The 11,836-nt window shown below is 43.9% G+C and carries 8 protein-coding genes; 7 read left to right on the top strand and 1 reads right to left on the bottom strand.

Going from position 1 to position 11,836, the window contains the following annotated elements; all coding sequences use genetic code 11:
* The first annotated feature begins 145 nt into the window (after nt 1-145).
* The 4 genes from HCJ54_RS14330 to HCJ54_RS14315 all read left to right on the top strand — a co-directional run bounded on the left by HCJ54_RS14330 (nt 146) and on the right by HCJ54_RS14315 (nt 5,467).
* The gene (locus tag HCJ54_RS14330) at nt 146-2,284 is read left to right on the top strand and encodes a transglycosylase domain-containing protein (RefSeq protein WP_185410041.1); all 2,139 of its coding nucleotides are present in this window, start codon (nt 146-148) and stop codon (nt 2,282-2,284) included.
* A gap of 160 nt (nt 2,285-2,444) precedes the next feature.
* Nucleotides 2,445-3,827: a class II fumarate hydratase gene (gene fumC / locus HCJ54_RS14325; RefSeq protein WP_187138132.1), complete on the top strand. Its 1,383-nt coding sequence runs from the start codon at nt 2,445-2,447 to the stop codon at nt 3,825-3,827.
* A gap of 81 nt (nt 3,828-3,908) precedes the next feature.
* Nucleotides 3,909-5,042 (top strand): DUF445 domain-containing protein, encoded by a 1,134-nt coding sequence (locus HCJ54_RS14320; protein WP_187138131.1) that lies wholly within the window; start codon nt 3,909-3,911, stop codon nt 5,040-5,042.
* 71 nt (nt 5,043-5,113) lie between these two features.
* Complete coding sequence (locus tag HCJ54_RS14315) at nt 5,114-5,467, top strand: YlbF/YmcA family competence regulator (RefSeq protein WP_036067012.1); 354 nt, start codon at nt 5,114-5,116, stop codon at nt 5,465-5,467.
* A 78-nt stretch (nt 5,468-5,545) separates the two neighbouring features.
* On the opposite strand, the gene HCJ54_RS14310 is transcribed toward HCJ54_RS14315, so the two are convergent.
* Nucleotides 5,546-5,983, bottom strand: a complete 438-nt coding sequence (locus HCJ54_RS14310; RefSeq protein ID WP_187138130.1) for an NUDIX domain-containing protein — start codon at nt 5,981-5,983, stop codon at nt 5,546-5,548.
* Nucleotides 5,984-6,141: 158 nt separating this feature from the next.
* On the opposite strand from HCJ54_RS14310, the gene HCJ54_RS14305 reads away from it, so the two are divergent.
* The 3 genes from HCJ54_RS14305 to yhaM are packed head-to-tail and all read left to right on the top strand — an operon-like array spanning nt 6,142 to nt 11,173.
* Nucleotides 6,142-7,380, top strand: a complete 1,239-nt coding sequence (locus tag HCJ54_RS14305) for a metallophosphoesterase family protein (RefSeq protein WP_187138129.1) — start codon at nt 6,142-6,144, stop codon at nt 7,378-7,380.
* Entirely contained in the window at nt 7,377-10,184 is a 2,808-nt protein-coding gene (locus tag HCJ54_RS14300; protein WP_187138128.1) for an ATP-binding protein, read from the top strand. Before HCJ54_RS14305 ends, HCJ54_RS14300 begins: the two co-directional genes overlap by 4 nt.
* A 50-nt stretch (nt 10,185-10,234) precedes the next feature.
* Nucleotides 10,235-11,173: a 3'-5' exoribonuclease YhaM gene (gene yhaM / locus HCJ54_RS14295; RefSeq protein WP_036067017.1), complete on the top strand. Its 939-nt coding sequence runs from the start codon at nt 10,235-10,237 to the stop codon at nt 11,171-11,173.
* Nucleotides 11,174-11,836: the final 663 nt, after the last annotated feature.

The raw sequence follows: 11,836 nt of genomic DNA, 5'->3' as shown, positions 1-11,836 counted from the left end.
ATTGTTACGAAATTGTGTATAATTAGAAAATGGTGACGAAAATCGGTCTAAAGTTGGTGGTGAAAATCCGTCTTTTGCCGTAAAATGGATAGTATACAGCTGAGTATAACTAACAAATACTAATGAAGAAAGCTAGGAGATATGCGTGAATAATGAGAACAAAACTATCTTGACCTATTTAAAAAGCTTCTTTTTATTTCTAAAGAAGTGGTTGGGGATCGGTTGGAGTAAATTCCGCCGTTTTTGGAAGAATAAGCATATCGGGAAATTTATAACACTTATCGGCTTGACGTGCATACTGATTTTTATCGTATCACTGGTCATTATGGCCAAGTCAGCAGATATCGATGCTTTAAAAAAGGGACTTGAAACGACAACAGTCATTTATGATAAGGATAATGATAAAGCGGGTGAACTTTCCGCGTCAGATGCTACTTTTGTGAGCATTAAGGATATTTCTCCGAATCTACAAAATGCTGTTATTTCAATTGAAGATAAACGTTTTTATGAACATGGTGGTTTCGATATGAAAGGTATTTTCCGATCGGTTTGGGGACTTGCCACGACCGGAAGCATCACGGGTGGCGGTAGTACAATCACTCAACAGGTAGCAAAGAATGCGCTTCTGACACAAGATCAGACGTTTACGCGGAAAGCCAAAGAATTGTTTATGGCGCGTGAGATCGAGAGGACTTACTCGAAACATGAAATTTTGGAGATGTATTTGAATACGTCCTACTTCGGAAATAATGAGTGGGGTGTGGAGAATGCGGCGAAGAAGTATTTTGGGACGAGCGCTTCTGATTTGACGATACCACAAGCGGCAACTATTGCAGGCCTTTTACAAGCTCCATCGGCCTACGATCCGTATACGCACGCAGATAAAGCTGTGAATAGACGCAATATCGTGCTTGGTGCGATGTACACAAATGGTAAGATTACGAAAGACCAGATGAAGGAATATCAGGCGACGAAGCTAGTTCTGACGGATAAATCAAACGATCCGGATAACTATCACTACCCTTGGTATACCGATGCGGTCATCAATGAGGCTTTGAAGGAAACCGATTTAACGCAAGATGATATCATGAAACAGGGATATCAAATCTATACGGAACTGGATCAGAACTACCAGGCAGCGCTTGAAAGTACGTTTGAGAATGACAGTCTGTTTCCGTCCAATGCACCTGATGGCACGCTTGTACAAGGTGGCGCGGTGTTGATGGATCCAGCAACTGGAGGCGTCCGTGCACTTGTTGGTGGTCGTGGAAAACACGTTTTCCGTGGCTTTAACCGTGCGACACAGATGAAAGCTCAACCAGGTTCTACGATGAAACCTCTGGCAACCTATGTTCCAGCGCTTGAAGAAGGTTGGAAAGTGGATGACATGTTACAAGATAAGAAGACAACATATGGTAAATATACGCCTACAAACGTTGGTGGTGTATACCGCGGGGAAGTGCCTATGTATACGGCAGTCGCGAAGTCGATTAACGCCCCAGCAGTATGGCTACTTGATAAGATTGGCTTGCAAAAAGGTGTCGATTCGGTCAAACGTTTCGGTATTCAATTGACGAAAGAAGATGAGTATCTAGGTTTAACGCTCGGTGGACTGAGCAAAGGTGTATCACCAGTTGAACTTGCGACGGCGTATGCGACCTTTGCGAACGACGGTGCGAAACCAGAATCCCACATCATTCGCAAAATTGTTGATCCAACTGGGAAAGTAGTTTACGAAAATGAATCATCAACAAAACAGATCATCTCGAAGAAGGTTTCGACAGATATGACTTCGATGCTGATCGATGTTATTAATAATGGTGGTACTGGTGAGAATGCTGGTGTATCTGGCTATGAAATGGCTGGAAAAACAGGCTCGACACAAGTACCATTCACAACAGATGGCACGAAAGATCAATGGTTTGTTGGTTATACACCAGAACTAGTTGGCTCTGTCTGGATTGGTTTTGATAAAACAGACGAAGCACATTATTTAAAAACAACGAGTTCAGATGGTGTAGCCTCGCTTGCGCATTATGTGATGAAGAGTGGCTTGAAGTATCAGAAGCCAGTAGACTTTGGAACGAAGAGTGCCTCTGCTAAAACGGAGCAGAAGAACGAAGAGAATGCAGTCACAGAACAAGCTGGCGATTTCTGGGGTTCAATTAAAGACTCTGCAAAAGGTGCTGGCGAAACGATTAAGAAAGGCGCCGATAAAGCAAAAGAAATTGGTGGCCAAATCGCGGATGGATTCAATAATATTTTAGATTCATTTGGGAGATAATGAAAAAACCTACAGAATAAGCGCTGAGAACGGCACTTTTTCTGTAGGTTTTTTAGTACGCTTGGAAGTAGTTGATTGAAACAGTGTTAAGGTATTGCGTTACTATTGATTTGTTGCTAGGATAGAATTAAACACGCAAGTCAATAGGGGGAGAATGAGTATGGAGAGAATTGAACGCGATACGATTGGAGAGATAGCGGTTGCTGGGGATAAGTTCTGGGGAGCGCAAACGGAGCGCAGTAGACAGAATTTTAAAATTGGTGAGGAAAAGATGCCAAGTGAGGTTGTGAAGGCTTTTGCGCAGTTGAAGAAGGCGGCAGCAAAGAGTAATGCGGATCTTGGAAAACTAAGCACGGAGAAGGCAGCGGCGATTGTGGCTGTTTGTGATCGGATCGTTGCTCATGAACTGGATGGGCATTTTCCACTTGTGGTTTGGCAAACGGGCAGTGGAACGCAGTCCAATATGAATATAAACGAGGTTGTGGCACATGTAGCGGGTGATTCGGTGCATCCGAATGATGATGTGAATATGTCACAAAGCTCGAATGATACGTTTCCGACGGCGATGCATATTGCGGCTTATTCAGCGCTAGTGGAGCACTTGCTACCGGAGCTAGAGGCAATGCGTGAGGTATTAGTCGTGAAGAAGGAAAAATATTGGCGGATGGTCAAAATTGGCCGAACTCATTTGCAAGATGCAACACCGCTTACGCTCGGTCAGGAAATCAGCGGTTGGGAAAGCATGATTTCGCATGCGCAAACTTTCATTGTGCAGAGTATGGATCATTTATTGGAGCTTGCTATTGGTGGCACGGCTGTTGGTACGGGACTCAATGCGACAGCTGATTTTGGAGAACGGGTAGCCAAGCATTTGGAAATCGATACGGGATATCCGTTTCGGTCGGCGGCTAATAAGTTTTATGCTTTGACGAGTCATAGTGAGCTTAATTTTGTCCACGGAGCATTGCGGGCATTGGCGTCAGATTTGATGAAGATCGCAAATGATGTGAGATTTCTTGCGAGTGGGCCACGAAGCGGTATTGGTGAACTACAGATTCCAGCGAATGAGCCCGGAAGTTCAATCATGCCTGGGAAGGTGAATCCAACGCAATGTGAGGCGCTGACAATGGTTGCGGCACAAGTAATGGGAAATGATACGACGATTAATGTGGCGGCAAGTCAAGGGAATTTTGAGCTTAATGTGTATAAGCCGGTCATAATTTATAATTTTTTACAGTCTGTACGCTTGTTGGCAGACGGGATGCGTTCGTTTAGAGTGCATTGTTTGGAAGGGTTGGAAGCGAATGAAGAGGCGATGCAGAGCCTGGTGGATCGCTCCTTGATGCTTGTAACCGCGCTTAATCCACATATTGGTTATGAAAAAGCAGCAAAAATTGCGAAGACGGCATTCGCTGAAGACTTGTCTTTAAAGGAAGCCGCGATACAGTCGGGGTTTGTGACGGCAGAGCAGTTTGAAGTTTGGATTGATCCGCTTGCGATGACGAACATAGATGATGGGGAAAACGGTCATACTTTAGGCTGAAATTAGAGCGAAACCATTGTATCGGAGGTATAAATGCCGTAAGATGATAACACGACATAGAGATTAGAGGGTGACGCTATTTTGAACGCTTGGATGACAATTTTATTTATGGTGATTGTTGGGGCATTTATTGGTGCTGCAACGAATTTTATTGCTATTCGGATGCTTTTTAGACCGTTTGAGGCAAAATATATTGGAAAATGGCGGGTTCCGTTTACGCCTGGTGTGATTCCAAAAAGGCGCGAGGAGCTGGCTGTGAAAATCGGTGAGGTTGTTGCAGAGCATTTGTTAACGAATGAGGCTGTGCAAGAAAAGCTTTCTGAGGAAACGCTACGCGCGGAGCTAATCGTTACAACAAATGAGCTGGTTCTGGAGAAATTACGAGTGGCAACAACGCCTAATGAATTATTAGCTCAGTGGGATATGACGGATTTTGGTGATACTGCACATGTGCGAATAGAGGTATTTTTGAAGGGACAGCTAGATCAGTTTTTCGTTAAGCGTAATGAACAATCAGTGCAGGTGGTGTTGCCGGATGTGGTACAGCAAGAGTTGGCTCGGAAAATACCGGCGATCACGACACAAACACTACAGAAAATCGGTTTATTTACAGCGAGTGATGCTGGGAAATTGCAAATAAAAGCGATGATCGAGCGAATATTGGCGGAGCATGGCAAAGTTGGCGGTATGGTCGGGTTATTTTTGAACAACGACACTTTTGTGACGCGAATGCAAAAAGAGGTTGTGAAATTTATCGGAAAGCCTGAGACAGAAGGCGTTTTGGAAGCTTTGATTATATCAGAATGGCAACAATTTTCGGGACGAGCGTTGATAGATGTGATACCAGTTTCGAAACAGGAGAAGTTTTCGGAGCAGCTTGTTGCTGAAATTATGCGGACTGTCCAATTGGAGAAATGGATGGATACGCCGGTTCAGGAGTGGATTCGACCGTATGAGCAGGAGATTTTGGATAAAGTCGTACCGTTCCTAGTGGATGCGGTGCTGCAGTTTGCGCGAGAACATAGTGCGGATGTGATGAGAAGGCTTGAGATCGGCAAGATGGTGCAACATCAGATTGAAGCTTTTTCACTTGCAGAGATGGAGCAAATCGTACTTGATATTTCAGGAAAAGAATTGAAAATGATTACCTATTTGGGAGGATTTTTGGGAGGTTTCATTGGAATACTTCAAGGAGTTATTGCTATTTGGTTTTAACCTTTGCCCTTACCTGCGAAATTTGATATAGTGGGAAGGAAGAAAATTTCGTATATATGGAGGAACATTACATGACTATCAATATTTATGACATTGCAAACGATTTAGAGCGAGGCATTCGTGAAACGGAACAATTCTCGAATTTAAAACAAGCTTATGCGGATGTGAATGCGGATGCTGAAGCGAAAGTGAAGTTTGACCGTTTCCGTGAAGTTCAGGTGACGATTCAAGAAAAACAAATGTCAGGTCAAGAAATAGATGATGACACGATTAACTTAGCGCAAGAAGTGGCTGAGGAAGTGCAAAGCAATGCAGCAATCACGAACTTAATGGAAAAAGAGCAAGCGATGAGCTTAATTATTAATGATTTAAACCGCATTATCATGACTCCGTTACAAGAGTTATATGACGTAAAAGAAAAATAATATCAAAAAGGGAAGCATCGTACAGGCCAAGTATATAATGGTTTCGTACGATGCTTCTTTTCCTTTTGATTTCGAGCTCTATTTACTTTGAAGAATCTGGACAGCTTTTAATGCGGCGGGTGTAGCGTTTTTATCTGTGAGAAGCTCCATTGGAACCCATTTGTAGTTGAGAGTTGCGGCTGTCTCTGTTTGGAAAATTAGTGGAACAGCTTTCTCGGCTGAAAAATCTACTTGCATATAGAAAAGCGCAGTGATGTGTTGCAAAATACGTTTATCAAGAAATGGATAGCCAACAAGGAAATCGTAAACGCCAAAATTGGCAGTGATATCGGGCTTTCCGCCAATTTCGGCAATATTTCGTTTGAGGCAATCCATTAGTGTTTCGTCATCGTTTAGCTTGCCCCCAGGTAAATCCCACTTTTGTTTATATGGATCACTTTCACGCAATATCATTAATAGTTTTCCATTTTCTTCTGCAATGCCGTATACGCCAAAGCTGCGGTGCCAATTACTCATTTTTATTCCCTCCTGTGGTGTGTTATGTTAAGAATAGCATGTTTTTCGGCTAATGGGGAGCCTTTTTGGAAAAATTTTATTCGTAATGGAATATCGTTGTGTTAGCAGTTGTTTATAGGGTATAATAGAACGTATATTCGTAATTTAGGAGGGCTACAATGAAAGAGGTAACATTTGTACATATGGCGGATTTGCATTTAGATAGCCCATTTTTAGGCTTGAAACACTTGCCAGATGCGGTTTTTAGGCAGTTAAAGGATAGTACTTTTGTGTCGTTTACGAAGGCTGTAGATGTGGCTATTAGGGAAGCGGTTGATTTTGTTATAATCGCTGGTGATATATATGATGAGGAAGATCAGAGCATTAAAGCGCAGGCGCGGTTTTACCGTGAGATGGAGCGATTGAATCGGAAGGGTATTCCGGTGTATTTAATTCATGGTAATCATGACTATGTGGCGAAGTATCAAGATCGATTGCAACTACCGGTTAATGTAACGGCTTTTGATACGGAATTGGAGTGGCATCGCTTTGTGAGCGAAACGGGTAGTGTTGTGAATTTGTATGGGTTTAGTTATGGGGAACGGCATATTCGTGAGACTATCTATGATAGGTATAGGCGTGAGGGGAAGGCGGATTTTCATATTGGGTTGTTGCATGGATCTGAGATGACGGGAAACCCTACGCAAGATGTGTATGCGCCTTTTCGTGTGAATGAGATGCAGGAGATGGATTACTGGGCGTTGGGGCATATACATTTACGGCAGATTTTGACGAAGAAACCGATGATTTATTACCCGGGAAATATTCAGGGGAGGCATCGCAAGGAAACTGGGGAAAAAGGCGTGACGATTGTTTCGCTGAGTGAGACAGGAGCAGAATTAAAGTTTGTTGATACAGCAGCGATTATTTGGGAAGAGAAGGATGTTGTTGTGGAGACGGAGATGGATATTTCAGCGTTGTTTCAGCTTTTGATGCAGGTAGTAAAGGAGTCAGCAAGAGCAGATAAAGCCGTTCTTTTATCGCTTGTTGTGCGTTCGGAAGTAGCGCTCAGTGGTGATGTGAAGCAGCGAATGGATAGTGGCGAGTGGTTGGATATGTTACAGGAGCTTTGGATCGATGAGCCGAACTTTGTTTGGGTAATGCGTGTTGGCTATCTGGAAGCAAAACGGGATACGGATTGGTTGAAATCGTCGGGGCTTTTGACAGAGTGGGAATTAGCAAAAGAGACTTTGAAACAGGAGAGTGAGTTTTATAAAGCGACATCAAGCTTGTTTGCCAATGGAACAATGCATCGATTTTTAAAAGATTTGGATGAGTTGGAGCGAGATGCGCTTGTGGATGAATCCGCTGATTTGCTTGAGAATATGCTAGAACAGTTCAAGGGAGACCTCAAATGAAGATTATTGAATTGGAAATTATAGGATATGGTAGATGGGAAAATAAAAAGATAACGAATTTGCAGGATTTTCAATTGTTTTTTGGGCCAAATGAGGCTGGGAAATCGACCATTATGGCGTTCATTCATAGTATTTTATTTGGTTTTCCTACTAAACAGCAGAGTTTACCGCGGATGGAGCCAAAGAGTAAAGGCTCGTATGGTGGCAAGCTATTATTAGAGGATGATACACTTGGTCGTATCACGGTAGAGCGATTACGCGGCAAAGCTACGGGAGATGTGACGCTTTATTACGAGGATGGTTCGATTGGCACTGAGACTGATTTGGAGAAACTGCTAGGTGGGATGGATCGATCGCGTTTTCAATCTATTTTTTCGTTTGATATTCATGGGTTACAAAATGTGCAAAATTTGAAGGAAGTGGATTTTGAAAGGTATTTATTAGCAACTGGAACGATTGGATCAGATGTTTTGATTCGGGCGGAGGAGCGCTTGCAGAAACGTCTGGATGAGCTTTTTAAGCCAAGTGGGAAAAATCCGAAGTTGAATCAGCAGTTGGTGAAAGTAAAGCAGGCTTTTGCGACGTATCAGGATGGAAAGCGAAATAATCAGCAGTATTTGCTTATTGTGGAAGAGCTGGAAGCGGCAAGGCTTTCGATGACGCAGTATCAATCTGAGCGGCAAAGATTGCGGACGGAAATGGAAATAGATGAATCGCTACTTAAAGTTTGGCCGGTGTATGCGGAATGGCACTTTCTATGCACGCAAATGGAACAGTTGGGAGATCTGACGTTTCCAGCGAACGGGATCGTTCGATTGGAGCATTTGGAGGGGCGGATGAAGGAGTTAAACGCGCAGCTCATTCAGTGGCAAGAGCGTTTGGTACAACTGGTGGAAAAGCAACGAGCAAGTGATTTTTGGAGCGAGACTGATGCGGAGAAAGTGGATGGTATATTGGAAACATGGCCACTTTTTCAGGAATGGAAGCGGCGTCAGAAGGAGTTGCAGCAGGAGCTTGTTTATTTGGAGCAGAAAGAAGCTAGCCAGTTTGCCATGATCGAAGCGGTGAAGGTGATCCCGGAAGATGAGGATATCTTAGCAATGCAATTAGATGTGTCGGTGGAGCGTGGATTAGAGGTTTTAGAACAAGAAGCGGATCAAAATCAAAAAGCGTTAGAGGAGCAAGAGCGGCAGTTAGAATGGGGGAAACATGAGCTAAATCAGCTACAAAAGCAATGTGAGGATTTAGAAGGCGATTTATGGTCTTCTGCTAAATTTCAACAAGTGCAACAACAAATGGAGAAACGGGAAACGAGAAAAAAGAAGGATTTCCCGGTTACAGTGCTTGGCCTAGTGCTATTATTTTTGGTGAGTTTGATTTTAGCTGGGGTTTTGCAGTGGCTTGTTTTGTATTTTGTTGCTTTTGTCTTCGGAGCAGGAAGCTTCGTCTTGTGGTTGCGATTTAGCCGGAAGAATATTGTAAATACCACCTATAGTCCAACAGAGTATGCCGAGTTTATGGGGCAGAAACAAGCACGCGTGGCGCTTAAGGAGTGCTACGATGAGATGGATCGGGCGTCTTTACAAGCGGAGCAGCGCGAACAGAAGGCAATGCAAATACGGCAGGCTGGTTCGGAGTTGGATGCTAAGTGGCAGGGCTATCGGGAATTATTTTTTCTGCCGAGTGATTTTTCTGGGAAGCGATTAGGAAGTGTTTTGTATGTGTGGCGTGAGATTCAGCAAGGTATAAAAAGTAAGCGCAAGGCTCGAAATGATGCGGAAATTCTGACTGTGAAAGTATCGGAGTGGGAAAACCGGTTGGAAATGTTGGCAGAGCAACTGAGCTTGGATGAGCTACCGACGGAGGAGCAGGTTATGGCGCTTAAGGCAAAAAGGCAGGCTAGGAAGGAATTTGTGTCGGAGATTGCGAAATCACAGGAGAAAGAGGAGCAGTTGCGGAATCAGATTGCGATTTTGGAGCGGGAGAAGGCGTCGATTGCGCTGGATAAATCGGAATTATTAGAGGCTGCGAATGTGAAGAGTGAGGAATTATTCAGGCAGAAGGGACTTCAGGTCGAACAACAGTGGAAATGGCAGGAACGGGTCGTCTTACTTCGAGCGCAGTTAACGGATGCGCATTTGGAAGGACTTGCGAATGTGCAGCAAGAAAGCGATATTAGTGAGCAAATTCTGGCGCGCAAGGATGCGCTTCGCATGATTGATACGGAATTAGATAAGTATAATAAAGTGCTTGCAGAAAGGGAATTAGCGCGGGAGACACTCGAGGATGGACAGAGCTTTTCAGATCGGATGCAACATTTTTATTCGGAGCAGGAGGCTTTTCAGGAGCTGGCGCAGGAATGGGTTCGCGTCAAATTAGCAAAGGATATGGTTAGTTCGATTATGCGGAAGTTACAGGAAGAGAAGTTGCCAAAGGTATTGATCCGAGCAACCCATTTCTTTGATGTTCTATCGAAAGGAAATTATGCGCAGGTTCGCTTTGTAGAGAGTAGGCTGCAAGTGGAACGGCGTGATGGACTACGATTTTTCCCGGAAGAGCTTAGTCAGGCGACAAAAGAGCAGTTATACTTAGCGATTCGGTTTGCAGTAATTCAGATGTTACATGCAGAGCAGCGTTTGCCGATTATTATTGATGATAGTTTTGTAAATTTTGATGAGGAACGTTTGGAAGAAATTATGGTATTATTGCAGGAGATACGTCGCGAGAACCAAGTGATCTTTTTTACGTGTCATAAGCAGCTCAGTAAATATTTTTCCAAGGAAGCGCAACACATGCTATACTAGAAGGGTAAAGTAGAGGCGAAATGGAATCAGAGAAAGTAGGCGATCTGAAGATGGATAAGAAATTATTGGATTATGAAATTGGAGAAGGGCTCGATCTGTTTCTATTAATTAAGTCGAGCACGAAGGGAATCGCGAGTAATGGCAAGCCGTTTTTATCGCTGGTATTACAGGATAAGTCTGGGGAGCTAGAAGCGAAACTTTGGGATATCTCAGACAGTGATGAGGAAAGTTATGCGAGTCAAAATATTGTAAATATCGTTGGTGAAGTGCAGAATTATCGTGGCAGAAAACAGTTGAAAATTCGCCAAATTAGGCAGACTTCTGGGCTTGATGGCGTGAGCATTGGGCAGTTTATGGAGACGGCACCGATTGATAAGGGCGAGATGAGTGAAGAGGTCACAAAATATATTTTTGAGATGCAAAATCCGAATTTGCAACGAATTACGCGTGCGCTTTTGAAGAAATATCAGGATGATTTCTTTGATTATCCGGCGGCTGTGCGCCATCACCATGAGTTTGTGTCGGGACTTAGTTTTCATGTGGTGTCGATGCTACGATTGGCGAAATCGATTGCTGACTTATATCCAACGGTGAATCGTGATTTATTGTATGCTGGCGTGATATTGCATGATCTGGGGAAAGTGATTGAGCTATCTGGACCGATTTCTACTACATACACATTGGAAGGCAATTTGATTGGTCATATTTCGATTGTAGTGGAAGAAGTGAGCAAGATGGCGGATGAGCTTGGAATTGAGGGCGAGGAAGTTGTGATCTTGAAGCATGTCTTGTTGAGCCATCACGGTAAAGGTGAATGGGGTAGTCCTAAGCCGCCGCTTGTGAGAGAGGCAGAAATTTTGCATCAGATTGATTTAATGGATGCAACGATGAACATGATGGACAAAGCATTACGACATACCAAACCAGGCGAATTTACAGAACGAGTATTTGGGTTGGATAATCGATCGTTTTATAACCCGAAATTTTAAATGAAAAGCTGAGGAAGCCCGTTAGCCCCGAAAAAACTTGGAGCGGCCGCAATGAAAACCCGGTCCTGGTTTTTATGGAGGGCGTGAAAGTTTCGAGGGGCTAACGGGCTTCCGAAGCTGGATCTAACGAAAAGCTGAAACGGCCCGTTCAGCTCCGAAAAAAACTGGAGCGGTCGCAGTAAAAAGCCGATCTTGCTTTTTGCGGAGGGCGTGAAGTTTTCGAGGAGTAGGCCGTTGAAGCTGGATCCAACGAAAAGCTGAAACGGCCCGTTCAGCTCCGAAAAAACTGGAGCGGTCGCAGTAAAAAGCCGATCTTGCTTTTTGCGGAGGGTGTGAAGTTTTCGAGGAGTAGGCCGTTGAAGCTAGATCCAACGAAAAGCTGAAACGGCCCGTTCAGCTCCGAAAAAAACTGGAGCGGTCGCAGTAAAAAGCCGATCTTGCTTTTTGTGGAGGGCGTGAAGTTTTCGAGGAGTAGGCCGTTGAAGCTGGATCCGCAAGGCGCAGGTCATGACGCAGTACATGGATTACATGCCCTCTTTCGTTTTCATGCATATTGAGGCTCTCTGTATTCTCTGCTTCTTAGCTTGTTTCGCTAATAAATTCGAGGATGGGCGTCATAAGAGCCGCTGGTGGATTACATACTCACCTACGGTTCCTATGCAT

It is taken from the genome of Listeria grandensis, assembly GCF_014322885.1.
Classification (GTDB): Bacteria; Bacillota; Bacilli; order Lactobacillales; family Listeriaceae; genus Listeria_A; species Listeria_A grandensis.
This window is presented reverse-complemented; position numbering and strand designations above follow the sequence as displayed.

What these genes read in the sequence shown, in the direction of transcription:
- HCJ54_RS14310 (WP_187138130.1), bottom strand. Translation starts at nt 5,983, where the DNA reads ATGAGTAATTGGCACCGCAGCTTTGGCGTATACGGCATTGCAGAAGAA.
- HCJ54_RS14300 (WP_187138128.1), top strand. Translation starts at nt 7,377, where the DNA reads ATGAAGATTATTGAATTGGAAATTATAGGATATGGTAGATGGGAAAAT.
- HCJ54_RS14315 (WP_036067012.1), top strand. Translation starts at nt 5,114, where the DNA reads ATGACTATCAATATTTATGACATTGCAAACGATTTAGAGCGAGGCATT.
- yhaM (WP_036067017.1), top strand. Translation starts at nt 10,235, where the DNA reads ATGGATAAGAAATTATTGGATTATGAAATTGGAGAAGGGCTCGATCTG.
- HCJ54_RS14305 (WP_187138129.1), top strand. Translation starts at nt 6,142, where the DNA reads ATGAAAGAGGTAACATTTGTACATATGGCGGATTTGCATTTAGATAGC.
- fumC (WP_187138132.1), top strand. Translation starts at nt 2,445, where the DNA reads ATGGAGAGAATTGAACGCGATACGATTGGAGAGATAGCGGTTGCTGGG.